We start from the raw sequence: 24,631 nt of genomic DNA on the forward strand, positions 1-24,631 counted from the left end.
CTGATGCTCCTCACTGACATGGACCACGGCGCTCCGCCGGTCACCTTCGCGGACGCGATGTTGGATCCTTCCGGCCGTCTGAAGATGGCACGGGGCCAGAACGTCTATGACGTCGATTTCGAGTATGGGCAGCAGCCGCTTCGCTGGGAGAACTTCACCAGCGGGACCGCCAGCATCCTGCACATGCCGATGGAAGGCGGCGTGCGCATGCGCGTCGCCGCAGCAAACGACATCGCCATCCGGCAATCGAAGCCGTACTTCCGCTATCAGCCGAGCAAGGGCATCTATGCGTCCGCTGCAGTGTTGTTCGGAGCGCCGGCCGCCGGTGTCATCCGGCGCGTTGGCATGTTCGACAGCGATAATGGCGTGTTCTTCGAACAGGATGCGACCGGCCTGTTCGCGGTGCGGCGCGCGAACACCGGCGCGGGCGTCGTGGATACGCGCGTCGCGCAGCGCGACTGGAACATCAACCCGCTGAATGGCGCAGGGCCGGCAGGCCGGACACTTGATCCCTCGGCCATCCAGATGGCCGTGATGGACTATGCTTGGTATGGCGCTGGCCGCTGCCGGCTGGGCTTCGTCATCGGCGGCAAGCTGATCTGGTGCCACCAATTCCAGCAAGCCAACGTTGCTGGTGCTGTCCTTCCCTGGTCGCGCACGGGCAACCTCCCGTGCCGCTATGAGATCAGGCGCAGCAACGCAGGCACCGCCGACTTCTGGCACTGGGGCGTCTCGGTGGTCGTCGAGGGTGGCTTCGACGAGCAGCGCGGCTTCACCTTCCCGCACGCATTGGACACCCGTGTCGCCGTCACCGCCCGGCGCCCGATCTTGTCCTCGCGCGTCCGGCCGCTCGGCGCGATCAATAGCAGCGGCACCGCCACCGGCGGCGGCACCAACTCGCTTTCCAACAGCGGCGCAGGCTGGACGACAAACCAATGGCGCGGCCAATACGTCTTCACGACCGGCGGCACCGGCGCAGGCCAGATTGCGCGCATCACCGGCAACTCCTCCACCACGCTGACGGTCGATAATCCGCTGACGCTGTCCGCGTCGCCGTTTTCGCCCGCACCAGCGGCCGGCACAACCTATCAGATCGGCCTCGTCAATCGGGGCAATCTCAACCCGCGCCAGTTGGTGATCTCGGCGGATGCCGCCGCCTATGTCGAATTGATCCTCAACGGCACCCTGACGGGCGCGACTTGGGCGGGCCTCGCGGCGAACGGTTCGCCGAGCAGCCTTTCGGAGCGCGATGTCTCAGCCACCGCAATATCGGCCGGCGAGCGCATCCTCGGCACCTACGCGATGGCGGGGACGACCGTCATCGACCTTCGCGACGTGCAGCCGCTGGGGACCAACATCCTGGGCACGACGCCTGATGTTCTCTCGGTCGTCGCGACGTCCTTCAGCGGCACCGCCAATATCGCGGCGTCGATGAACTATCAGGAAGCCATGTCCTGATGTCTGCCGAGGCACTCGCATGGGCGCTGGCGCAGGCGCCCGGGACCGCTGCCCGCGTCCTGGCCGCTGCCTACTCGTCGGGCGCGCTTCGCGTCACTCATGACGGCAAGACGATCGAGTACCGCTCCACTGGCGAGATCATGAAGGCCATCGAGACCCTGCGTGGAGCGGCTCTGCCGTCGGCCCGCCGGCCGGCGGTCACGCTCGGCACGTTCTCCAGGCTCTGAGGTCGGCACATGATGAACCGGCTTCAACGCGCGTGGCAGGCGCTGCGTGGATACGAAGCCGCGAAGGACACCCGCTCGTCGAGCGCGTGGCGTCCGTCCGGCAGCAGTGCAACCGCCGAGGTCGGCGCCGCAGCGGTGACCATCGCCCGGCGCGCACGCGATGCGGTGCGCAACGACCCCTACGCGGCCCGTATCGTTGATCTCTGGTCCGGCAATCTGGTCGGCGCAGGTATCACCACCCGCTGGCCCGATGCGGCGCACAGCGATGCATGGCGCCGCTGGGCGGAGAGCACGGAGTGCGATGCCGAGCGCACGCTCGATCTGTATGGCCTTCAGGCCCTGATTACGCGGGCGGCGGTTGAGAGCGGGGAGTGCTTCGTCCGGTTCCTCCCCGAGCGGCCGACTGCCAGAAACCCGATTGGCCTGCGGCTGCAGGTGCTGGAGAGCGATTTCCTCGACGCGTCCCGCGACAGCTTCGTCGGCGAGGATGCGACCATCCAGGGCATCCACCTGGATCCGGTGGGGCGCCCGAAAGGCTATTGGCTGTACCGGCAGCACCCGGGCCAGACGTGGTTCATGCCGAACATGCCGGGTGCCAGCGCCTATGTGCCCGCCCGCGACGTCCTGCACATCTATCGCAAGCGCCGCCCCGGCCAGCTGCGCGACGTCTCCTGGCTTGCGCCTGTGCTTCTGCGGCTGCGCGACCTCGGTGACTATGAGGCCGCGCTGCTGATGAAGGCCAAGATCGAGGCTTGCCTCGCGATTGTCAGCAGCGGTGCCGGCGAAGACGCACTCACCGGCTCGGCCGCGGGACTTCTGAAAGACAGCGAGGGGCGGACCGTCGAGGCCCTGGAACCGGGCATGATCCTGCACCGGGAAGGGCCGGGCAGCATCGAGGTCGTGAACCCCTCCGGCGGCGGCAGCCATTCCGCCTTTGCCCGGCGTGCGCTGGAGGCCTCGGCTGTGGGGACCGGTCTCACCTACGACCAAGTCTCCGGTGACCTCACCCAGGCCAATTACTCCTCGCTGCGCGCCGGCAAGATCGAGTTCCGCAGGCTCTGCGAGCAGATCCAGTACGGTATGCTGATCCCGATGCTGGTGCGCCCCATCGCGGAGCGCTTCCATGCTCAGGGCGCGCTGGCGGGGTTGTGGGCGCCTGACTTCCCCGATGGCGTGAGCCACATGCCACCGGCGCATGAGATGATCGATCCGCTGAAGGACACGGTGGCGCTGATCGCGCAGGTGCGTGCGGGCTTCGTCCCGCAGCCTGAGGCGACGGGTGCGTTCGGCTACGACTTCCGCGCCGTCGTGGAGATGATCCGCGAAGCGAATGCCCTGCTCGACGAAGCCGGCATTTCGCTCGACACCGACCCGCGCCGCGTCGCCAAGACCGGCGTCGCGCAGGACCCGGCCCAGATGGCAGCAATCGAAATCGCCGCAACGGGTGCTGCTTCACCGGCGCGGCAGAACGCGCAGCAGCAGGGATAAACCATGACCGAGACCGTCGAAGAAGCGACGCAGCCCCCGGCTGCGCCGCAACCGCAACCCATGCCTATCGTCGCGCGCCGGGCGCTGCAGGCCCCCGCGACGATCAACGAAGCGGACCGCACGGTCGAAGTCGTCTGGTCTGTCGGGGCGCGTGCCGAGAACTGGGTGCCGGGACTGGGGCGCATCATCGAGGAACTCGACATGTCCCCGGGCGCCGTCCGGATGGACCTGCTTCGAGGCGGACGCGCGCCTGTCCTCGACTGCCACAATTCCTGGGGCGCCCGCTCGGTCCTGGGCTTGGTGACAGCGGCGCGCATCGAGGGCGGCAGGGGCATCGCGACGCTGCAATTCTCGCGCGCCGCCGACGTCGATCCGGTCTGGCAGCGCGTGCTGGAGGGCACGCTGCGAAGCGTCAGCGTCGGCTACCGGGTCTTCCGGTACGAGCAGCTGATCGACCCGGTGTCCAACAAGATCACCTATCGCGCAGTCGATTGGGAGCCCTTCGAAATCTCTGTCGTCCCCATCCCGGTGGATGCGGCTGCCGGAGTGCGCGGCGAGGCGGATGGGGGCCGCCCGCTCGTCGCTATTGAACCCCCGATTCCCACCACCGAGCAGGAGAACATCATGGCCGTCACGCCGAACCCGGCGACCGACGCGGGCAACGCGCCGGCCGTCACGCCCCCTTCCGCCCCGCCCCCGCCCATGGAGGCAAACCGTGCTGTGCCGCCCTCCGACCCGGCTGCCGAAGCCGTGCAGGTGGAGCGCGCCCGTATCGCTTCCCTCGAACCTGCCATCACGTCGGCGCGTGCGCTCCTGCCGGACGCCACGGTGGACTCTCTCCGCGCCCGCGCTGTGACCGAGGGCTGGACGGTCGAGCGCTTCCGCGGTGCGCTGTTCGACGCCCTGTCGCAGGGCGGGGGTCGTCCGTCGCAGCCGGCCAACCCCACGGCCAGCACCCCGTCGCGCGCCGATCCGTCCGAGGTCATCGATGCGATGGCTGAGGCGATCGCGGTGCGCGCGATGCCCGGCTATCAGGCGCCGACGCACAACCGGCACCAAGAGTTCCTGGGCTGGCGTCCGCTGGACATGATCCGCGAGATCATGGTGCTGCGTGGCGAACAGCAAGTGCCGCGTGATCCGATCCGCATCGCGGAACGCGCCTTCCACACCACCAGCGATTTCCCGCTGCTGCTCTCCGCCGCTGCGAACAAGATGCTGATCGCTGCGTACCAGCCGGCGCAGCCGACCTACCGCCAGATTTTCCTCCGCCGCGACTTCCGCGACTTCAAGCCGCACCGGCACCTGCGCGTGGGTGACTTCCCCACACTGCTGCCGCTGATGGAGAACGGCGAGATCCAGGCCGGCACCATGTCCGAGAGCCAGGAGATCGTCCTGCTGCAGACCTTCGCGCGGCGCATCCGCGTGACGCGTCCCATGCTGGTGAACGACGACCTCGGCGCTTTCACTGACTTCGCCGGTGCCATCGGCCGTCGCGTCGCCGACTTCGAGAACGCGACTGCGTACGGCCTGATGAACTTGGCGAGTGGCGATGGCCCCACGCTGACGACCGGCAACGCTGCCGTATTCGGTACGGCTGCGGCGCGCGCCAACAAGGCGTCCGCAGGCACCGCGCTCGACTTGGGCAACCTCGCCGCAGGTCGTGGCGCGATCATGCGCCAGCGCACGCTGGATGGCATTCCGATCAACGTCGGCGACCAGATGCGGCTGCTCGTTGGCCCGAACCTCGAACTGCCGGCCCGGCAGCTCACCGTGCCGGTCGCCGCCAATCAGATCGGACAGGCGAACGTATTCGCGTCCTTCGTTCAGCCGGTGGTCGAGCCGCAGATCCCGAACAACCGCTGGTACCTGTTCGCCGATCCGGCCAACGCGCCTGTCTACGTCTACGGGTACCTGAATGGGGCGGAGGGGCCACAGGTCACCACCGGTCCGGTGCAGGGCGTGGACGGTGTCGAGGTCCAGGTGATCTTCGACTTCGGTGTCGGCGCCATCGACTACCGCGGCGGCTGGTTCAACCCGGGCACCGTCTGATCCCTCTCGCCTGGGCATCCGCCAGGGCGCCACCCTCTTCATCACGGAGATCAAGCCATGCGTAACAACCGGCGCCCGGCAGGGCGCAGCATCCCCATGATCGTGCCCTATGCCGGAGGTATCCTGTCCGGCCAGGGAATGCTTGTCGGTGCGTTCTTCGGCGTCGCGGCGATGGACGCGGCGCAGAACGCGACTGTCGAATGCGAGGTCGGCGGCGAATTCGACCTGACCAAGGAGCCGTCGCTCGCCATCACGGCGGGCGCGCGCGTCTTCTGGGACAACACGAACCGCCGCATCACGACCACCGCGACCGGCAACTTCCAGGTCGGCATCTGCACGGTCGCCGCCCAGGCCGCCGATGCCAATGTGGCCGTGCTGCTGGCCCGCGTGCCGGCATCCGGCGCGTAATGTCGTCCGCCCTGCTGCCGCGCGACCGGGAGCGGTTGCGCGGCGTGCATCCCGATCTCGTGCGCGTCGTCGAGCGCGCGCGCGAGATCGCCTCCTTTATCGTCGTCGAAGGGCTGCGGACGCGCCAGCGCCAAGCCGAACTCTTTGCCGCGGGGAAGTCCAAGACCATGAACAGCAGGCACATCACCGGCCATGCTGTCGATCTCGCTCCCTGGGATGACGACGGCGACGGTGTTCCCGAAACCGGCGAAATCGCATGGAGCCGCGACGCCATGGCGCCTGTGGTCGCAGCAATGCGGCAGGCAGCCGCCGCGCTCGGAATCCCGCTGGTCCACGGCCACGACTGGGGCTGGGACAGTCCGCACCACGAGTTAGACCGTAAGGTATATCCATGATCCCCGCAGCCATTGCGGCATGGGCAGGCCGGCATGCCGCGAAGATCGTGGTGGTGCTGGCGTTGATCGGCGCCATCGGCGCGGCTGCCCTGTTCCGTGAGCAGCGCGATACCGCGCGCATGGAAGCCGCACAGGCCGATGCACGCGCGAGGGCCAATGCGGATGCCCTGGAGCAGGCACAAGCCACACACGCGCGCCAGATGGCCGCGGTGGCGGCTGACGCTGAGCGTGCGCGCACGGAGGCGGTCCGGCTCAGCACCGATCTGGAGGCAATCCGCCGTGATCCATCGCATGCGTCTGCTGCCGCTCCTGTGCTGCGTGGCACTATTGAGCGCCTGCGGGCAGTCCGCGTCGCCGGAGGTACGGCTGGTTTATCTGCGGCCGCCGGAGGCGCTCCTGACATGCGCGCCAGCACCGCCATTACCGGCGGCATCGCGCCTGACGCAGGGGCAGGTCGCTGAGCTGCTGCTGGCCTACGATGCGGCTCACGCAGACTGTGCTTCCCGTCTCGCCGCCATCCGAGGCCTTTCCCACGCTGACGAGCGCTCGCGATGACAGTCTTTGACGACCTCCTTGCTGCACTGCTCATCGATCCGAACATGGCGGTCGATGCATCCTGGCAACGCGGTACTGGTGTGCCGGTGGCCTTGCGCGTGCTGCGGTCGTCACCGGACCGGCTGCAGGACGCCTTCGGTACCACGATCATCCAGGCCACGGACATCCTGCAGATCCCCGCATCATTCGGACCAGTCGAGGCCGATGACACCTTCACGATCGGCACGCTGGTGCTGGCCGTCATGCACACCGAACGCGACGCCGATGGAGTGGCGCAGCGCGTCTTCTGCCGGAGATAGCCGATGCCGCTGATGAACCCCGGGCCTTGGGGAATGCTCTTCGAACTCGCGATGGGTGCCGCAGCCGGGATCGCAGGGGGATTCGTGCGGTGGAACAATCCGCAAAGGCGCCGCATCGGTCTGTGCCTGCTCTGGGAATTGCCCTCGGCGGCGCTGATCGGCTCGGCCGGCTATGCGCTCGCAGGCCTGCTCGAGCTGAACGACTATGGCCACTTTCTCTTCGCCTTCATGTTCGGCTACCTCGGGCAGGCCGCGCTCCATGATCTCGCGCTGGCGATCATCCGCTCGCGCGGCGGCATCCCGGGGCCCATCCCTGACCAACCTCCCGGCCCCGGTCCGCCCGCATGAAGCTCTCCGCCCGCATCATCGGCGACATGCGGAAGTCGCTCGCCGATGAGGTCAGGGCAGGCGAGCGCGCTGCGATGCGGGCGGTCCGCGCAGAGACCGAGAACCTCAAGACCGAGCTCCGCAAACAGACGACGGATTCGTTGAAGGGGAGCAGTCGTGGCATCGCGAATGCTTGGCGATCGGCGGTGTTTCCCCGCACAGGTATCTCCATGCGGCCAGCAGGGCTGGTCTGGTCCAAGACGCCGGACATCATCCATGGCTTCGAGACTGCCGCGACGATCCGCGCGAAGGGCGGCAGGAAGTTTCTCGCCATCCCGACCGGCTTCAACGCTGCCCGCGGACGCCGCGGCCGAGGCGAGAAGGGGATGCGGGTGACGCCGGCCCAGATGGTGGCCTCGGGCCAAGCCTTCCTGCGCCCCTTCAAGTCCGGCCGCGGCTTCGTCTGGTGCCTGCCCCTCTATGGCGCGACCTCGACGCGCGGTCGCGGTGCCCGCCCAAGGCGGCGGACGCTGCTGTTCGCCGGGGGCTTTGCCGAGGTCGGTACCGGCAACCGCCGGGGGCGCGAAGCCTGGGCGCGCGGCATGCTGGAGAAGGGGATGATCCCGATGTTTCTCCTGCTGCCCCAGGTCAGCCTCAACAAGCGCTTCGACGTGAAGGGTGCATCCGAGCGCGCTCTCCGCCGTCTGCCGGGGCGCTTCGTCGCAGCATGGGAAGCCGAGAGCCGGTCAGCATGAGACCTTCCGTCCGTCCGCAAGACGCGATCCGGCCGCCCCTGGCGGCTTGGAAGATTGCGGTCCTGCTGCTTGCCGCCCTGGCCGCCTTCGGCTTAGCGGCCGTGGGGGTCGCCCTCCACTGGGCGCTGGGTGCCTTCCTCGCACGCGGTCTTGGCCTCGCGTGAGCGCGCGGGAAGCGGCGCTGGTCGCGCTGGTGAGCCGCATTGGAGCCTCTGTCTCTGCGCGGGTTCCCGCGCCTCAGGTTCTCCGCAACGAGACGACGCCTCAACGCGTGCCTGCCGGCGGCACCATCGTGATCCGCGATGGCGCCACTATCGAAGAGACGCCGATCCTGTCGCCGCTGTCCTACGCCATCGAGCACGCCGCGGAAGTGGAAGTCATCGCGCCCGGCTCGACCGCCGCCGCACGCAGCGCACTCCTGGACGCGCTCCTTTCCGACATCGCAGCCGGGATCGCCGCAAACCGTACACTCGGCGGTGCTGTGGAGTGGGCGGAACCCGCATCGCCGGACTTCGACGACGTGCCTGCCGAGGGCGCCGCATCGATGCGTGCTGCGTCCTTCCCGGTCCGGCTGTTCTTCACCGTCGCAGCCTCCCCGCTTTCCTGACCTTCACAGGAGATACCCATGCCTCGTGCCATCGGCGCGAATTGCCGCGTCAATATGTTCCCCGAGACCACCTACGGCACAGCGCCGGGCGGCAACTGGCGGCGCATGCCCTTCATGTCAGTAGACCTTGGCGCGGAACAGCCGCTGCTCGACAACGACATCATCGGCGCAGGCAATAACCGGGACCCTGCAGCGCCCTTCCAGGACACCGTCACTGTCCAGGGGCAAGCCGTCGTGCCGGTTGATCTGATCAACATCGGGCATTGGCTGCGGCTTCTCCTCGGCGCCCCGACGACGACCGGCACCAACCCGAACTTCATCCACACGTTTGGCTCCGGTGGCTCCGCTCTGCCTTCCAATGCCATCGAGATCGCATACCCCGACGTGCCGTCCTTCGACGTCTGCACCGGCGTTCGCGCTGACACCATGGAGATCGACTTCTCCCCGACAGGTGCGGCGACCGCGACCTTTGGCCTCATGGCTCAGGGCAGCGTCCGCGGCGGGGCATCCAGCGCCGGCACGCCGACCAGCGCCGCGATCACCCTGTTCAACAAGGCACAAGGCAGCATAACGCGCACCGGCTCCCCGCTCGCCCAGGTTACCGGCGCCAGGGTGAGCTTCTCGAACAACATGGAGATGGTGCGCACCATCCGCGCCGACCGGAGGATCGAGGGAGTGGATCCCGGCATCGCGCGCGCGACAGGCCAGATCACCACCCGCTTCGAGAACACCACCCTGCTGACGCAGGCACAGGACGGCACAGCGGCCGAGTTCGCCTTCGCTTACACCATCAACGCGAACCGCAGCCTGACCGTCACTCTGCACGAGGTCTACCTCGCGCTCGCGAAGACGCCCATCGAAGGGCCTGCCGGTGTCGAGGCCACCTTCGACTTCCGCGCAGCATTCAACACCGCCGCCACCCGGATGATGACGGCGGTGCTCCGCAACGACCAAGCCGGCACGGTGTACGCCTGATGCTCACGCTCGACATTCCGACCGACCCCTACTGGATCAATCTGCCGCGCGGAGTGCGGGTGCAGATCAAGCCGGTCACGACCGCCATCATGGCCGCTGCGCAGTCGGCTTCCGCGCGTCGGCTCGGCGCAGCCCGCGCAGCCACGACGGACCTGGATCCGGACCTTGCGCGCGGTCTCGCCTTCGCCTTCCTGGTGAAGGCCCTCGCCAATCATGCCGTGATCGCCTGGGAGGGCATCGGCGACCAGGAGGGCAATACCCTGCCGCTCTCCCACGAAGCGCTCGATTGCCTCATGGATCTCGACGACATCGCCGCCGCTTTCTGGGACTCGGCAACTGCCCTGGTGGCCAAGGTGAGCATCGAGGGAAACGGCTGAAGGCCCGGGCCGAATGGCACTACGGGTCCGGGCCCGACTATTGCGAGGGCTGCGCTGCCCTCGAAAGGGACTGCGGCCTCTCCTGCCCCTACGCCGCCCACGCCCCCGCCAGCGCCGAGGGCGCCGCTGTGTGGGCGGCCGGAGCGGCATGTGCCCACGCCGGCCCTGCGGGAATCGACCTCGACATGGCGGCTGCGATGGCGGCCGCCAGGGAAGCCGGGGCTGCCGGCTGGGCAGCGATCGACCTGCTTCTCGCATTCAGGATCGGCATGGCGACAGGCCTGCAGAAGCGCCGGACAGCGGCTGACGTGAAGGGAGGCGCGCGCGATGGCTGACGCAACGCGCCGAGTATCGGTCCGTCTGTCGCTGGATGATGCCGCGAAGGTCAAGCAGGGCCTGCGCGAGGTTGGCGAGACCGGCCAGCGCAGCATGGAGCAGATCCGCGATGGCGCGGACCGCGCGTCACGCGCGCTGGACCTGCTCGATACGGTCACGAGGGCTGCGCCCTTTGTGGCGCTGGCCGCGGGCATCCGCGCCACGGTCATCGCGGGCGACCAGCTCACGCAGAGCATGGGCAGGCTCACGACCGCGGTCGGGTCCGTCGAGCGGGCGTCTGAGGTCTACGCGACCCTCTACCGGGATGCGCTGCAGACGGGCGTCGCGGTGCGCGACAGCGTGGATGCCTTCCAGCGGTTCAGCATTGCCGCGCGCGAAATCGGCGCCACGAATGAGCAAGTGGTGCGGCTCGTCACCGGGCTGCAGCGTGTGGCGATCTCCTCCGGCGCCAGCACGCAGGAAATCCAGGGCAGCACCCAGCAGCTTGCGCAGGCCCTGGCGTCAGGCGTGCTGCAGGGCGACGAACTGCGGTCGATCCTGGAAGGCCTGCCCACGCTGGCCCAGGCGCTGGCGCAGGAACTGGGCGTCTCCATCGGCGAGCTTCGCAAGATGGGGTCGGAGGGGAAGCTCACCGCGGATGTGGTGTTCCCCGCGCTGCTGCGCGCGGTGGAGCGGGTCAACACCGAATTCGAACGTGCGCCACTGTCGGTGGGCCGGGCTTACGGCCAACTCACCGCAGCCGCGGACCAGTTTCTCGCGCGCCTTGACCAAGCCATCGGCTTGTCGAGCACGCTGGCGCGCGCGCTGTCGGGTGCCGCGCGTGCGCTGGATGGCATCCGCCAGGGTGCCGGGCTTCTCACGCCCGAGGAGCGCCTCGCCGACCAGCGCCGTGCCGCCGAGGCGATGGCGAACGAGATCGCCCGGCTGGAAGCCCTGGGCAGCGGCGCGGCGGTATCGGCGCAGCCCCGGCGCGGGAGCATTCAGGCGGGGCTGGTGGGGACCGCGCAGAGCCAAGCCGGGGTGGATCAGGCCGGCCGGCTGCGGGAACTCCGGGAGCAGTATTTTGGGCTGCTGACCGAGATCGAGGATGCGGAGCGTTCCTCGCTGATCCGGCGGCTGGACGAGCAGGGTCAGGCCGATGCGCGCGCCGTCGAGTCCCGCCGTCGTCGCGGCGAGCAGGAAGCGAATGACCTGCGCCGGCAGTTGGACGACCGCTTCCGGATCAACCAGGAGTACGAGGAGCGCATCCGGCGCATCCGCGAGTCTGCTGAGGCAGGCGGGATGGATGCCGCCGAGCGGGGCCGCCTTGAGGCTCTGGCCACGCGGGAGCGCGACGAAGCCCTGCAGCGGCTGGAGGGCACGACGCGGCGCGTCGCAGCGGCAACGCGCGAGAACCGCGATGCCGAGCGCGAGACCAACGACATCATCCGTGAGCGTGAACGGCTCATCCAGCAGAACGAGAACGCTTACGAGCGCTATGTCCGCCGGCTGGAGAACCTCGGCAGACTCGTCGAACGTGCAGAGCGCATCGGGCAGCCGGTACCGGACGAGACCATTCAGCGCGAAGCCCAATCGGCACTCGATGAACTCGAGCAGTCCCAGAACCGGCTGACCCGGGCAACCGAGCGGACCAATGAAGTCGGGCGGGAGCTCGGCCTCACATTCAGCAGCGCATTCGAGGACGCGGTGGTCCGCGGGAAGAGCTTCTCCGATGTCCTGAAGGGCATCGGCGAGGATCTCGCGCGGATCATGGTCCGGCGCACGATCACCGAGCCGCTGGGCAACGCAGTGGGCAGCGTCGTCGGCAGCATCGGCAGCAGCTTCGGCGACTGGATCGGCGGGCTGTTCCGTGCCGAGGGCGGGCCGGTCACGGGCGGCCAGCCCTACATCGTCGGGGAGCGCGGACCTGAATGGTTCGTGCCGGACCGCAGCGGCACCGTGCTGCCGAACGGGACATCGCCCGGCGGCGGGATGGTGGTCCACAACAGCATCAACATCGATGCCCGCGGCGCCGATGCCGGGGTGGAGGCGCGCCTTCGGATGATGGCGGGTCAGATTGCCCGGCAGGCTTCGGTGATGACGCTCGATGCCATCCGCCGCGGCGGCACCGCCTACGAGACCGTGCGGGGATGACGGAATTCTCCTGGCCTCCGGAGCTGCGTCCTTCGCGGCAGGTTTTCTATCTGCAGCCCAACACCCTGCGCTTTGTCTCGCCCATCACGCGCCAGACCCAGGTGCTCCGGCGCGAGGGGGCACGCTGGGTCGCGGAGATGACCTTTGATCCGCTGAACGGCCGGCTGGCTGGCATCCTGGAAGGGTTGCTGGCGGCGCTGGCGGGATCGGTGAACACCGTCCGTCTCCGGGACTTCCGCCGCGAATTCCGCACCGGGGATCCGCGGAGCCAGGGCAACGTGCCCACCGGGCCATACAGCTTCTCCGACGCAACGATCTTCACGGATGGCACCGGTCTCGTGGTCGGATCGGGCAGCCCGTCATTCGCCGCCGGTGCTGTGAAGGGCGCGCTGTCGATCTCGACGCAAGGCTGGTGGCCGAATGGCGTCGCGGTCGGTGCCGGCGATTACATCGGGATTGCCGGCCGCCTCCACATGGCCACAGCCGCGGTTACCGCGTCCGGCACCGGCACAGCGACCATCCCGATCGCGCCGCCGCTCCGGGCACCGGCGCCGGTTGGGGAGCCTCTGGTCCTCACCAACACCACCGTGCCCATGCGTCTCGTGTCCGATGACGAAAGCGCCAACCCATCCCGCGCTGGCCGCTTCACCGCCATCACAGCGAGGTTCGAGGAGGCATTGTGACTGAACCCTCCGCGCGTCCAACGCCCAGGCTCTCCCTTCAAGCAGCTGCCGCGGCGACAGCGCCAGTGGCCGCCCCGGTGATCCTCTGCGAGCTCGACTTCGCCTCTGGCCCGTTCCGCGTCTGGACAGGCCTGGGCGACCTCGAATGGGCAGGGAAGACCTTCGAGGGCGTGGGTGATCTCGGGGCGATGTCTGACGTCGAGGAGACCGTCGAGCTTCGCGCGGTTCGCCTGGATCTGACGCTTTCGCCCGTACCGCAGGAAGTCGTCGACATCGCTCTCGCCGAGCGCTCCTACCGCCTGCGACCGGCGAAGCTCTGGATCGCCCTCCTCGGCGAGGATGGGGCGTTCGTCAGCGACCCGTTCCCGCTGTGGTCGGGGATCATGGACACGATGGAAGTCGTGGACGGCGCACAGCCCCGCGTCACGCTCTCCTGCGAAAGCCGGCTGGTCGACCTCGAGCGCGCGGAGGTCCGGCGATACACCGATGCGGACCAGCAGGCCGAGTACCCGGGCGACAGGTTCTTCGAATATGTGCCTGCCCTGCAGGAGGCGGAGATCAGGCTGCCCGCCCGATGAACCGTGTCCCGGATTGGCCCTCCCGCCTTTCGGTGACGCTCCGGGAAGCAGAACGGCGGCCCTTCGACGACATTCGCTGGAACTGCGGCAGGTTCGTCCTGGCCTGCATCGAGGCGTGCACCGGCATCAAGCCGGTTTGGCGATCGCTGCCGACCCTGGAACAGACCGCAGATTCTGCCGGCTTCCAGCGCATTCCTGCCGCCTTCGCCGCTACCGGCGATGTGGTGTTGGCGCGCGACCCTGACCGGCTCGGCGTCGTCGTTATGGCCGGCGAAGCAGCCTTCGTGAGCATGCGCGGGCTGATCCGCATCCCCGCCGCGTCGTGCGCGACGGCATGGAGAATCGGCTGACCCCATGCCCGTCGCGATCCCCTTCATCGCTGCCGCGGCCGGCGCAGTCGCGTCCGGCGCCATCGGCGGCGGCGTGGTGGGCGCCATTGTCGGTGCGGGCGTCTCGCTCGGCGTCTCTTACATCGGGCGCCAAATCTTCCCGGCATCCAGGCCGCGCCCCCCGGAGACCCGGGTGGCGCAGAACGGACCCAGCGCAGCCTTCGACGCGAATTCGCCGGGAGCAGGCCGGACGCAGTCCTTCCGCCAGCCAATCACCGAGCACCAGATCGTACTCGGCCGCGCGAAGGTCTCCGGCCCGATCATCTTCATCCACAGCGCGACTGATGATGAAGGTCGTGCAGACGGCTACTTCTACATGGTCGTTGTCCTGGCGGCCCACCAATGCAGGACCATCGGCGACGTGTTCCTCGGCGACACCATCTCCACCGATGCTAAGTTCAGCGGTCTGGTCCGCATCGAGAACTACCGCGGCACGCCGGATCAGCCCGCAAACGGCAACCTCATTGCGGAGACGGGCGGCAAGTGGACTGCCGAACACCGCGGAAGCGGCCGCGCCTACAGCGCCCTCCGTATCAAGCTGCGGCCCGAGGTCTTCACGTCAGGCGTCCCGAACCTCGCGGCCATTGTCGAGGGTGCGGACACCATCTGGGACCCCCGGACAGGCATAACGGGGTGGTCCGACAATCCCGCTCTCTGCCTCGCTTGGTACCTGACGGCGCCCTTCGGCTGGCGTGCGACCTGGGACGACATCGATCTGCCCTGCCTCATGGCGGCAGCGAATGTGTGCGACCAGCTGGTCGGGCGGCGGAACGGCACAGCAGAGAAGCGATACACGGTGAACGGCCGGCTCTCCCTCGGGGAGGGAAAGATCGCGATTACCCGCAAGATCGTGTCGGCGATGGCCGGAACGCTGGTCGTGTCCGGAGGACGGTTCTTCATCCAGGCAGGTGCCCCCGCGATCGCCGCCGGGACGATCGGTGCCGCCGACCTCCGCGGCGAGATCAGCGTCTCTGGCAGCCGTCCGCGGCGCGATCTCTTCAATGGAGCGCGTGCCGTCTATGTCGATCCGTCGAAGAACTGGCAGCCGACCGACGCGCCGCCGCTGCTCGCCGCGAACTATGTGGCAGAGGACAACGGGGAAGCGATCTACCGGGACTTCGAGTTCCCGCTGACGACGTCACCTTCCACGGTCCAGCGGCTTATGAAGATCGAGTTGGAGAAGAACCGGCGGCAGCGCGAAGTCGGCTGCCAAGCCAACCTCTCGGCTCTCCGTTTCCGGCCGTGGGAAGGCGTGATGGTGGGCTTTGACCGTCTGACGCCATTCCCTGCGAGGATCAGCGGCTGGCGCTTCACCGCCGACGGCGGGATCGATCTGACCCTCTCCGAAGAGGACGACGCGGTCTGGGCTTGGAACCCCGCGATCGACGAACGCGCGACCGGCGACAGCCCATCCGTGGTGCTTCCCAATCCTGGCGTCATCGCCATCCCGGCGACGATCGCCATCGACACGCCGCAGGCTGCCGCCTTCGCGGCGCTGTCGGTCTCCTGGGCTGCGGTCGCGTCCGCTTACCTCGCCGGCTACGAGATCGAGTTCAGGCCGATATCGAGCGCCTCCTGGCAGGGCTTCGCGGGCGGCCTTGGGGCGACCGCGGTGACGATCCCGACTGCCGAGCCGACCGCTTTCCGCGTGCGGGCGCAGGCGCGTAGCGGCGCTGTATCCGGTTGGCGGGAGTCGCTGGTACCCGCAGCGCCCTCTGGTCTTGCTGCCACCGGCATCGCCGGAGGCATCCGCATCTCGGGCACCTTCCCGGGTGCAGCGTCGAAGCTGCAGGTCTTCGAGGCGTCGTCCAACAGCCTCGCTGCTGCGGCGAAGCTCGGCGCCGAACCGACGGCATTGCCCTACGACCGCACGGGCCTCGGTGCCGGTGCGACACGCTGGTATTGGCTGCGGTCGGTCGCGGCGGACGGCAACGTTTCCTCTTTCGCGGGCCCTGTGACCGCGACATCGCTGTAGGGAGGCACGATGCCCGCACGCATCGACGACCTGCTGGTCCTGAACGCGAACCTCAACAAGTCCGACTTCGCCAAGTATCTCCGCGATCGGGAGGCTGTTCTCCCGAACGATTTCGGTGGTCTTGGCGACGGCGTTGCGAACGACACCAGCGCGATCCAGGCATGCTTTGATCGCGCCGGGACCGACCAGAAGTTCGCGATCATCCCGCCGGGCACCTGGAATGTGAACGCGACCGTCACGCTGCCCGGCGGCGCGCGTGGTCTGATCATGCAGGGGACCATCCGATACACCGGGACCACGCCGACCTCGGTGCTCGTCATCGGCGATGGGGGAACCGTCCGCAATGCGGAGAAGCTCTACACGGGCCTGAATGTCATCCGGCAGACGATCTCGGATTGGTCCTCTGAAGCTGACATCGGCATCACCCTCCGCAACCTCGACGCCTCGCAAATTGAAATCCGCAGGGTCGAAGGCTTCACTATCGGGGCGCGAACCCTTGGCGACGGACGCGGCTTCGAGGACTGCACCCTCACGCTCGGCCGCTTCGTCAACAATAAGTTCGGCCTCGACATCTGGTGCGCCACGGCGACGGCATGGAATACGTCGATCCGGTACTACGGCGGGCACTTCGCGCATGCGACCGGGGTCAACGCCGCGCAGGATCGATTCGGCATCCGGCTCGCCAACGCCGCCGGTGCCTATACGAACCACAACCGCCATGTCTTCGACGCGCCGAACTTCGAGCTTCGCCAAGCCGGAAGCAATGTCGCCATCCCGTTCCTGAACCAGACCGGGGGCAGCGCGATCATCGCGCGCAACATGCGGATGGAAGCATGCTCGCCCATCGCTGCGCGGCATACCAGCACCGCCCAGGACTGCGAGTACGACGTCGCCTGGACCAACACCTATCTCGTCGGCATCGACTACACCGCCACCGCGACGCGCTGCGGGAACGCGGTCATTAATCGCCACCGCGCACCGGCCTCGCGCTTCACCCGCTTCCTGGCCGGATGCGAGAATGTCCGCGCGAAGGCATTTCGCCAGTCCGCGACGGAAGTCGGTGTCGAGGGGCTGGTCACGATCGCGACTTCGACGACCACAGCTACCTACATCGCCGACTTCTGCTTCAACGGTCTCTCCAATGTCACGCCGACCGGACGAGGCGTACAGCTTGCTGACAACCGGGGTCTCGGCTGGGTCGTCGACACGACGCAGACCAGGGAGTTCGCGCTTGCTCACTGGCTCGTCGCGGGGGCATCCGGCGGCCGCCTTTTTGCCCGCGTGTTCGACGCGGCGGGCAATGTCCGCGAGAACATCGCGGGCGACATCCTCGCGTCCCTTACCACCATGCTTTGGAGCGCGCCGGCGAAGGGCTGGTATGGCGGCGCTCCGATGGACGACGCCGACCTCAATCGCCGCATGACATTGCGGTTTGGCTCGGGCGTGGCCTTCGCGCAGATCGGGGTGATCGGGTTCGACGGCATCATCGAACTCGAATCGCTCCGGCTCTACGGGCTGCCCGAAGCTGCGCCCGGGATCCTGAACGGCACGCCCACGCTGCCGAACTCGGGGCAGCGTGAATTCGTCGCAGAGACATCCTGGGACCTCCCCAGCCTCGCTGCAGGGGCAACCTCGCTGCTGGACGTGACGGTCAACGGCGCGCGCCAGGGCGACCTCGCAGAGGCTTCGCTGGTGAGTTCGACCCGCTTCATCGAGTTGAGCGCCTTCGTCTGGTCGAACAACACCGTCCGCGTCCTCGCGCGCAACGTCTCGGGATCGACCTTCGACCTCGCTGCAGCGACCCTCTCGGTGAGCGTGACCAAGCGCCGCGTGCCGTAGCGCCTTCACTTCCAGCCAACGGCAGGGCATGCGGGGATCCATGCGATCCCTACCGCTCCTCCTGGTGCTCGCCGCTTGTGCGGCTCCAGAGACCGCGATCCCCGTTCACGTCTCCCGGATGACTGACCCCGCGGCGATGCCCGGAGCGGCGCAGGTGGGCGCGTGGCGCATCGGTTGCCGGCCTGATCCGGTGCGGGCGGAGGTCACCTGCGTCGCGACGCGATCCGATCCCCTCTCAGCAGGGATGGAGGAACGCGTCAGCGTGGCCTACGTCCGCCGGAGCACCGGCGGCACCGCAGGGCCATTCATCTACCCAGCGGAGATTCATGACTGCCCGGGCGCCGAGCGGGTATTCCGGGTGGACGGCAATGCGCCCCAGGCTGCCCGCTTCCCAATCGACGGCCGCGGCATCGCGGCCATGGCGACGGTCGTGAGGCAGATGGAGGCGGGGACGTTCCTCCGGAGCGAGTCCCGGCGCTGGCCGGCCTGCGGCGTGCCGCGGCAGGCCATGGTCCGGATCGACGGCTTCCGCGAAGCCCATGCCGAACTGCGAAGGGTGACGGCGGCAGCGACAATGCCCTGACACGGCGCCACAGGCGCACACACGAAGCCCCGCCGGGGCCGGAGGCAACTCCGGTACCCCGGCGGGGCTTTTTCGCGTCTTGGGGCTTCTGTGGCGCCCGGCTGGCCAGTCAGGAAACCTCGGCCAGCCGGCGCGTCCGCGCGTCCTCGAAAGCGAAGGTCGCGGCTTCGAATTCCACTTTGGGGCTGGCCAGCGGCTTCACCATCACGAAGCCCAGCTTCCCGCGGCGCGACCAGTAGTCGCCTTCGACGATCGCCAGCCAGCCGGCCAGCCCCTGGTCCGCAAGACTCTTCTCCGCCCGCGCGACCTCGTCATCGGTCGGGTCAGAGTTCCGGCCCATCCAGACGTGCCGGCCATCTTCGCTGATGATCGCCCAGGTCTTCTGCCGCGCGCGGGAAGTCGTCATGGTCGTGCTGCCCTTCTATCTTCCCCCGACACATCCATGGGTTCCGCAGCATAGCAAGCGGAACGTCCGGCTCCACTGCGCATGTTCTGGTTTGCCAACCGGCCCGCAAGCCTTTGAGGTTTGCCGCGGTTACTTCCCGGATTTGCCTTGCTAACCATTTGAGTTATTTGTCAGTAGGCAGTCCCGCCGGGGACATTCCCGTTTTTCAAGCTTTCGCTTCGAACCCACGAAGACCTTGCTGGCGCGCCGCGCGGCGCGACGGTTCGAATCCCGCCGGGGACATTCCCGTTTTTCAAGCTTTCCCTTCGAACCCACGAAGACCTTGCTGGCGCGCCGCGCGGCGCGACGGTTCGAATCCCGCCAGGGACATTCCTGTTTTTCAAGCCTTCGCTTCGAACCCACGAAGACGAGGAGGCGGTGCATGTGGTCGCGGGAAACCGCGCCTTCAGCAAATGGACGTTCCGCGGCACGGATCGCGCGGGCGTGGCGATCGAGGTGCGTGGTATGGATCTTTTCGAGATCCGTGACGGGCTGATCGCGCGGAAGGACACCTGCCGCAAGGTCCGGACGGGCTGAGGCGGCCTCAGGCGGGCCGTGGCCCGCGCGGCGCCTCGTTCAGACCCCGCCCCGCCCGGTGATCGTGCCCGTGGCGACCAGGTCCATCAGCAGGGCCATGGTCGCCTGGCCCGAGAGGGCGAAGGGATCGAGGCTGGCGGTCTTGGAATACTTGAGCAGCAGCGACGGGTTCACCGCCTTGGCGTCCACCTGCCCCATGGTCCAGTTCCCGAAGCGCCGCTCCGTGATTTCTTCATAGGCCAGCAGCCGAACCTGGCTGTGCCGTTCGTCGCGCACGATCGCGTTGTACAGGTCGCACACTTCGTCGCGCCCGCCTTCGAGCACCTGGACGAAGACGTCGCTGGTGAAGCACAGCAGCCCCGTGATGCCGCGGCGCGGGTTGTTGCGGTGCGACTGAAGCACGATCTGGTCCAGAACCGCGGGCGGCAGCGGCGCAGCGACACGGCTGGCGTAAAGGCAACTGACGAGCATGTTCGGCCTCAGTTCTGCATGGAGATCAGCGAGAGAAATTCACGTCGCAGCGCGGGGTCCTTCAGGAACGATCCGCGCATGACGCTGTTGGTCATCTTCGCTCCCGTGTCCTTCACGCCACGCCAGTGCATGCAGAAGTGGTCAGCCTCCATCACCACGGCGAGGCCGTCCGGCTTCACCTTCTCCATCAGGAGTTCGGCGATCTGCGCGATCGCCTCCTCCTGGATCTGCGGGCGCGAGAGAATCCATTCGGCAAGCCGGGCATATTTGGAAAGCCCGATCAGGTTGGAGTTCTGGTTCGGCATCAGGCCGACCCAGACCCGCCCCATGATCGGACAGAAGTGGTGGCTGCACGCGCTGCGCACGGTCATCGGCCCCACGATCATGAGTTCGTTCAGGCTCGTCACATTGGGGAATTCGGTCACCGGCGGGGCGGGGCGGTAGCGGCCGTGGAAGACCTCGTTCAGATACATCTTCGCGACCCGGCGCGCGGTATCCTGCGTGTTGTGATCATTGTCGATGTCGATCACCAGGCTCTGAAGAACGCCGCGCATCTTCGTCGCGACCTCCTCCAGCAGCAGCTCCAGCTCACCCGGTTCGATGAAGCCCGCGATATTGTCGTTCGCGTTGAATCGCTTCCGAGCCTGCCGCAGCCGGTTGCGGATGCGCTCGGAGACCGGGCTGTCCGCCTCGGGGCCCTTGCCTTCCACGTCATCCATGCCCAACGCCACTGGCCTCCCATTCGCCATGCCGGCCCCAGCTGGCCTGCCGTTCCACAACGCGTTCCCTCATGTGGAGGAGGGTAGGATGAGCGCAACCCCGGCACCAGCCCGCTGCCGCCACCTGCTTCGGCCGGCTGGTGGCATGGGGTTGGCTGGCGCGCCGTGCGGCGCGACGGTTCGAATCGGTCAGCGCCCGCCCATGAGAGCGTCACGCCCCCCGCAGCACGGCAATGAAGGCGCGCGCGGCAGGGCCGGGCGGGCGCTCGCGGTGGTGAATGGCGGCCAGGATCGCCGCTGGCCGGTCGCGGAACGGCGTTGATGCCTCGAGGACGACCATCCGCCCCGCTTCCACCTCCTCGGAGACCATGGTGCGCGGCATGCTGCCCCAGCCGAGGCCCGCGCGCAGCAGCGCCAGCTTTGTCGCCACATCCGGCACATACCAGCGGTTGATGCCGACGACGCCGTGATCCCGCCCCCGCCGCGCCGCGCGCTCGACACTCACCGCGAGCTGGAGGTGTTCGCCCAGCACCTCCGGCGCCAAAGGCCCCTTGAGCGCGGCCAGCGGGTGATCGCGCGCGGCGACGAAGACCATGTCGAGATCGCTCAGCAAGCTGCGCTCCGCCCAGTCGGGCAGGCCGGGCATCTCCAGCGCGAGCGCCAGGTCCGCCTCGCCCTCCAGGAGGCTGGCGACAGCCTGCTCGTCGGGCTGGATCAGGAGGCGCAACTGCACGCCGGGATACCCGCCATGGAGCCGCGCCAGCGCGGGCGTCACCACCTCCAGCGGCGTCAGGCTCGACAGGGCCACCGTCAACTCCGCCTCGACCCCCTGGGCGATGCCGGCCGCGTGGCGGCGATAGGCCGCGACATCCTCGACCACCCGCCGCGCCCGCGGCAGCAGGGCCCGCCCCGCCTCGCTCAGCACGGGGCGATAGGCGGTCCGGTCGAAGAGCGGCAGGCCGGTCTGCTCCTCCAGCTTCTGCACCGCATAGGTCACGGCGGATTGCGCCCGCCCCAGGCGACGGGCCGCGCCGGCGAAGCTCCCAGTCTCGGCGATGGCCACGAAGACGGTGAATTGGTCGAGGGTGAGCGCATCCATATCTTCAATTAATCTGAAGTTATGATCCGAAATTGTTCCTGTTTTTTGAAGTTTCAAGATGCCCCATCTGCCCCGCAAGCGCGCCGATCAGGGGCGCGAACCGCATGATCCAGGAGCATCCCATGACCGAGACCCTCTTCGTCACCGGCGCCTCCGGCCAGCTCGGCCGCGCCGTCATCCATCACCTGCTCTCCTCCGAGGGCGTGGCCCCCGGCCGCATCCTCGCCGGCACGCGCGACCCGTCGAAGCTCACCGACCTCGCCGCGCGTGGCATCCGCGTGGTGGCGCTCGATTTCGAGCAGCCGGAGGCCATGGCCCGGGCCTTCGCCGGCACCGGCCGCCTGCTGCTCATCTCGACCGATGCGCTGGACCGGCCCGGCCGGCGCCTCGCGCAGCACCAGGCCGCGGTGGCCGCCGCGCGGGCGGCCGGGGTCGGGCACGTCCTCTACACCTCCATGCCCAACCCGGAGGATTCGCTGGTGCCCTTCGCCCCGGATCATCTCGGCACGGAGCAGGCGCTGCAGGCGAGCGGCCTGCCGCACAGCATCCTGCGCAACGCCTGGTACCAGGAGAACCTGCTGATGGAACTGGGCCCGGCGCTGGAGCACGGGCAATGGACCACGGCGGCAGGCGAGGGGCGCTACGCCCCCATCTCGCGCGAGGACTGTGCCCGCGCGGCGGCGGCCGCCCTCGCGGGGAAGGCCGAGGCGGGGCGCATCTACAACCTCACCGGCCCCGAATTGCTGGCGATGGACGACATCGCGGCGCGCGCCAGCGCGGTCTTCGGCCGCAAGGTGGTCGCGGTGAAGCTGGACGAGGCGACGCGGACAGGCATCCTCCTCCAGGCCGGCCTGCCGCCCTTCATCGCGCCCGTGCTGGTGGCGAGCGAGGCGAATATCCGGGCCGGCAAGTTCGCGCTGCTCAGCGATGATGTGCGGGAACTGACCGGGCGCGCGCCTGCGCCGCTGTCGGCGACCTTCGCGGCCATCCGGGCGGGCCGGCCGGCGGCGGCCTGACCGCGCGGGCCCTCAGCCCAATTCGACGACCGGCGCATGGGGCAGGGTGATGGTGAAGACCGCACCCGCTTCGGCGTTCTCCACGCCGATGCTGCCCCCCATCGCCGTGACCAGCCCGTAGGAGATGGAGAGGCCCAGGCCCGTGCCCGTGTCGGGGCCCTTGGTCGTCACGAAGGGTTCGAACACACGCGCCGCCACCTCCGGCGCGATGCCGCCGCCGGTATCGGCGATGCGCAGCCGCACCGTACCGCCGGCCGCCTCGCTGCAGAGGGTGATGTTCCGTGGCGCGCCGGGCGGCGCATGCGCCAGGGCGTCACGCGCATTCATCAGCAGGTTGGTCAGGACCTGCTCCAGCGCGACGGGATGGCCCAGCACCGCCCGGGCCTCCTCGGCGAAGTCGGTCATCATCTCGATCTCGGCATCGCGCAGCAGCCCGCCGATCAGCACCATGACGTTGTCGAGCGCGGCTTCCAGCAGGATCGGGCGCACCGGGGCGCCGGCCGGCTCGCCGCGGGCGAAGCGGCGGAGGTTGCCGATGATGCTGCGCGCGCGGACCACCTGGCCGATGACGGTCTCCAGCCGCGCCTCGATGCTCGCGGCCTCGAGCTGCTGCGCCTCCATCTGCGCCATTTCCGCGCCGGTCATGATTGCCTGCAGCGGCTGGGTGAGCTCATGCGCAAGGCCGGCCGCCATCTCGCCGAGCGAGGCAAGACGCCCGGAGGCGGCGGCGCGGGCCTGGGCCTCCCGCTCATTGGTGATGTTGATGCTGTAGCCGACGACGGTGATGCTGCCATCCGCCCGCCGCTCCTCCACGCGCATGCTGGTGCGAAGCCAGGTCACGCCGCTGCCATCCGGCCGCCGCATGGACCAGTCGGCCGAGCCGGTGCCCGTCCGCTTCGCGATCTCCATGGCGAGCGTCACCGGGCTGCGGTCCTCGGCGAGCAACGCGAGGTTGTCCACATCGGTCAGCGATCCGGGCGGAAAGCCCGTCACCGCCTCGACATTGCCGCCGCGATAGACCAGGCGCGTCCGTCCCTCGGGGTCGAACTCGCGCACGAAGATGAGAGCGGGCAGGCCGCCATGCAGGTGCTCCACCGCCGCGCGCCCCTCGCGCAGCAAAGCGGCGCGGCGCTCGCCCTGGTCCATCGCGTCCCATTCGCGGGCCAGGGAGAGCATCAGGAAAGGCAGTGTGGTGCCATAGAGGGCGATCAGCAGGGCCGGGAGGCCGCGCAGCACGGTTCCCGCGCCATCGGGCATGCGCAACCCGACGACGACGGCATAGAGGATGATGGCCGCCAGGATGGTGAAGACGGAGCCAAGGAGCACCGCCATGTCCAGCGCCGCGCGGAGGCGGTGCCGGCGGTAGATGCCGGCGATGTCGGCCACCACACAGAGGGCGATGCCATAGAGGAGGGTCACATAGGTGGCGATCCGCAGCGGCGGCGTGCTCGTGAAGCCGGGGGTCATGCAGGCGCCCAGCCATAACAGGGGCGGCAGGAGGATGAGCGCGCGGTGCGGCGCATGGCCGGCCAGCCGTCGTGCGCCGAACCAGAGCAGCGTGACGGCAAGCAGCTGCACCGTGTTGACCAGACCGAAGACCAGCTCGGCTGGAAGGTCGCCGCGCAAGGCATGCCCGAGCGAGGAGAGGGCTTGCGCCACAGCGGCGCCACACCAGGCGGCCGGCACCGCCATGGCCCCGCGCTGCGCGCTGGTACGGCTGCTGCGCACCAGGAGCGCGCTGCCGACGAGGCCAATGAATGCCGCGGCAAAGAGAATGGGGGGAGCGTCGAGAAACCCGAGCAAGAATTCGGCTCCCGCGGAGGAAAGGGTGAAGCGGCGCGCGCCCCGACGCGCCTGCCTCGTTCCGCTTCCACAATCCAGGGTAGCAGCGTGCGATGCGGCCCGGCA

At 68.4% G+C, this 24,631-nt stretch carries 27 protein-coding genes; 22 read left to right on the forward strand and 5 right to left on the reverse strand.

Annotation, left to right across the window (positions count from 1 at the left end):
- Positions 1-3 precede the first annotated feature (3 nt).
- The 20 genes from KTR66_RS09875 to KTR66_RS09970 all read left to right on the forward strand — a co-directional run bounded on the left by KTR66_RS09875 (position 4) and on the right by KTR66_RS09970 (position 18,436).
- Positions 4-1,458 (forward strand): hypothetical protein, encoded by a 1,455-nt coding sequence (locus KTR66_RS09875; protein WP_213612426.1) that lies wholly within the window; start codon positions 4-6, stop codon positions 1,456-1,458.
- Positions 1,458-1,685, forward strand: a complete 228-nt coding sequence (locus KTR66_RS09880) for a phage head-tail joining protein (RefSeq protein WP_213612427.1) — start codon at positions 1,458-1,460, stop codon at positions 1,683-1,685. Before KTR66_RS09875 ends, KTR66_RS09880 begins: the two co-directional genes overlap by 1 nt.
- Positions 1,686-1,694: 9 nt before the next feature.
- Positions 1,695-3,173: a phage portal protein gene (locus KTR66_RS09885; RefSeq protein ID WP_249731999.1), complete on the forward strand. Its 1,479-nt coding sequence runs from the start codon at positions 1,695-1,697 to the stop codon at positions 3,171-3,173.
- A 3-nt stretch (positions 3,174-3,176) separates the two neighbouring features.
- A complete protein-coding gene (locus tag KTR66_RS09890) occupies positions 3,177-5,222 on the forward strand; it encodes a prohead protease/major capsid protein fusion protein (RefSeq protein ID WP_213612428.1) in 2,046 nt (681 codons plus the stop codon).
- Positions 5,223-5,279: 57 nt separating this feature from the next.
- Complete coding sequence (locus KTR66_RS09895) at positions 5,280-5,630, forward strand: DUF2190 family protein (RefSeq protein ID WP_213612429.1); 351 nt, start codon at positions 5,280-5,282, stop codon at positions 5,628-5,630.
- The gene (locus KTR66_RS09900; protein WP_213612430.1) at positions 5,630-6,025 is read left to right on the forward strand and encodes a M15 family metallopeptidase; all 396 of its coding nucleotides are present in this window, start codon (positions 5,630-5,632) and stop codon (positions 6,023-6,025) included. Before KTR66_RS09895 ends, KTR66_RS09900 begins: the two co-directional genes overlap by 1 nt.
- A complete protein-coding gene (locus KTR66_RS09905) occupies positions 6,022-6,486 on the forward strand; it encodes a hypothetical protein (RefSeq protein WP_213612431.1) in 465 nt (154 codons plus the stop codon). Before KTR66_RS09900 ends, KTR66_RS09905 begins: the two co-directional genes overlap by 4 nt.
- Before the next feature lie 90 nt (positions 6,487-6,576).
- Positions 6,577-6,879: a hypothetical protein gene (locus tag KTR66_RS09910; RefSeq protein WP_213612432.1), complete on the forward strand. Its 303-nt coding sequence runs from the start codon at positions 6,577-6,579 to the stop codon at positions 6,877-6,879.
- Positions 6,880-6,882: 3 nt separating this feature from the next.
- Positions 6,883-7,227, forward strand: a complete 345-nt coding sequence (locus KTR66_RS09915; RefSeq protein WP_213612433.1) for a phage holin family protein — start codon at positions 6,883-6,885, stop codon at positions 7,225-7,227.
- Positions 7,224-7,961 carry a DUF6441 family protein gene (locus KTR66_RS09920; RefSeq protein ID WP_213612434.1) on the forward strand — a complete coding sequence of 246 codons (738 nt, stop codon included), beginning with the start codon at positions 7,224-7,226 and terminating at the stop codon, positions 7,959-7,961. Before KTR66_RS09915 ends, KTR66_RS09920 begins: the two co-directional genes overlap by 4 nt.
- Positions 7,962-8,121: 160 nt before the next feature.
- Complete coding sequence (locus tag KTR66_RS09925; RefSeq protein WP_213612435.1) at positions 8,122-8,568, forward strand: hypothetical protein; 447 nt, start codon at positions 8,122-8,124, stop codon at positions 8,566-8,568.
- Between the two features lie 18 nt (positions 8,569-8,586).
- Positions 8,587-9,543: a phage tail tube protein gene (locus KTR66_RS09930; RefSeq protein WP_213612436.1), complete on the forward strand. Its 957-nt coding sequence runs from the start codon at positions 8,587-8,589 to the stop codon at positions 9,541-9,543.
- Positions 9,543-9,920: a hypothetical protein gene (locus KTR66_RS09935; protein ID WP_213612437.1), complete on the forward strand. Its 378-nt coding sequence runs from the start codon at positions 9,543-9,545 to the stop codon at positions 9,918-9,920. The genes KTR66_RS09930 and KTR66_RS09935 overlap by 1 nt, the downstream gene beginning before the upstream one ends.
- Before the next feature lie 327 nt (positions 9,921-10,247).
- Complete coding sequence (locus tag KTR66_RS09940) at positions 10,248-12,389, forward strand: tape measure protein (RefSeq protein ID WP_213612438.1); 2,142 nt, start codon at positions 10,248-10,250, stop codon at positions 12,387-12,389.
- The gene (locus KTR66_RS09945) at positions 12,386-13,072 is read left to right on the forward strand and encodes a hypothetical protein (RefSeq protein ID WP_213612439.1); all 687 of its coding nucleotides are present in this window, start codon (positions 12,386-12,388) and stop codon (positions 13,070-13,072) included. The genes KTR66_RS09940 and KTR66_RS09945 overlap by 4 nt, the downstream gene beginning before the upstream one ends.
- Before the next feature lie 65 nt (positions 13,073-13,137).
- Positions 13,138-13,650 carry a hypothetical protein gene (locus KTR66_RS09950; protein ID WP_249732000.1) on the forward strand — a complete coding sequence of 171 codons (513 nt, stop codon included), beginning with the start codon at positions 13,138-13,140 and terminating at the stop codon, positions 13,648-13,650.
- Positions 13,647-14,000, forward strand: a complete 354-nt coding sequence (locus KTR66_RS09955) for a DUF6950 family protein (RefSeq protein WP_213612441.1) — start codon at positions 13,647-13,649, stop codon at positions 13,998-14,000. The genes KTR66_RS09950 and KTR66_RS09955 overlap by 4 nt, the downstream gene beginning before the upstream one ends.
- Before the next feature lie 4 nt (positions 14,001-14,004).
- Positions 14,005-16,014: a hypothetical protein gene (locus KTR66_RS09960; RefSeq protein WP_213612442.1), complete on the forward strand. Its 2,010-nt coding sequence runs from the start codon at positions 14,005-14,007 to the stop codon at positions 16,012-16,014.
- Positions 16,015-16,023: 9 nt separating this feature from the next.
- Positions 16,024-17,853: a hypothetical protein gene (locus KTR66_RS09965; RefSeq protein WP_213612443.1), complete on the forward strand. Its 1,830-nt coding sequence runs from the start codon at positions 16,024-16,026 to the stop codon at positions 17,851-17,853.
- 262 nt (positions 17,854-18,115) lie between these two features.
- Complete coding sequence (locus KTR66_RS09970; RefSeq protein WP_213612444.1) at positions 18,116-18,436, forward strand: hypothetical protein; 321 nt, start codon at positions 18,116-18,118, stop codon at positions 18,434-18,436.
- Between the two features lie 109 nt (positions 18,437-18,545).
- Here the strand turns inward: KTR66_RS09970 and KTR66_RS09975 are convergent, their stop codons facing one another.
- Positions 18,546-18,842 (reverse strand): hypothetical protein, encoded by a 297-nt coding sequence (locus KTR66_RS09975; protein WP_213612445.1) that lies wholly within the window; start codon positions 18,840-18,842, stop codon positions 18,546-18,548.
- 423 nt (positions 18,843-19,265) lie between these two features.
- Between KTR66_RS09975 and KTR66_RS09980 the strand changes: the two genes are divergently transcribed.
- Positions 19,266-19,418 carry a nuclear transport factor 2 family protein gene (locus tag KTR66_RS09980; RefSeq protein WP_213612446.1) on the forward strand — a complete coding sequence of 51 codons (153 nt, stop codon included), beginning with the start codon at positions 19,266-19,268 and terminating at the stop codon, positions 19,416-19,418.
- Between the two features lie 39 nt (positions 19,419-19,457).
- Here KTR66_RS09980 and KTR66_RS09985 read toward each other — a convergent pair whose 3' ends face one another.
- The 3 genes from KTR66_RS09985 to KTR66_RS09995 form a co-directional block, all read right to left on the reverse strand.
- Complete coding sequence (locus tag KTR66_RS09985; protein WP_213612447.1) at positions 19,458-19,889, reverse strand: BLUF domain-containing protein; 432 nt, start codon at positions 19,887-19,889, stop codon at positions 19,458-19,460.
- A gap of 8 nt (positions 19,890-19,897) precedes the next feature.
- On the reverse strand, positions 19,898-20,608 hold the full coding sequence (folE, locus tag KTR66_RS09990) for a GTP cyclohydrolase I (RefSeq protein WP_213612448.1): 711 nt from the start codon (positions 20,606-20,608) through the stop codon (positions 19,898-19,900).
- Positions 20,609-20,819: 211 nt separating this feature from the next.
- Positions 20,820-21,707 (reverse strand): LysR family transcriptional regulator, encoded by an 888-nt coding sequence (locus KTR66_RS09995; RefSeq protein WP_213612449.1) that lies wholly within the window; start codon positions 21,705-21,707, stop codon positions 20,820-20,822.
- A 122-nt stretch (positions 21,708-21,829) separates the two neighbouring features.
- On the opposite strand from KTR66_RS09995, the gene KTR66_RS10000 reads away from it, so the two are divergent.
- Complete coding sequence (locus tag KTR66_RS10000; RefSeq protein ID WP_213612450.1) at positions 21,830-22,723, forward strand: NAD(P)H-binding protein; 894 nt, start codon at positions 21,830-21,832, stop codon at positions 22,721-22,723.
- Positions 22,724-22,735: 12 nt separating this feature from the next.
- Here the strand turns inward: KTR66_RS10000 and KTR66_RS25280 are convergent, their stop codons facing one another.
- Positions 22,736-24,451: an ATP-binding protein gene (locus tag KTR66_RS25280; RefSeq protein ID WP_213612451.1), complete on the reverse strand. Its 1,716-nt coding sequence runs from the start codon at positions 24,449-24,451 to the stop codon at positions 22,736-22,738.
- Between the last annotated feature and the right edge of the window lie 180 nt (positions 24,452-24,631).

The sequence above is a fragment of the Roseococcus sp. SDR genome, from assembly GCF_019083995.1.
Taxonomy (GTDB): Bacteria; Pseudomonadota; Alphaproteobacteria; order Acetobacterales; family Acetobacteraceae; genus Roseococcus.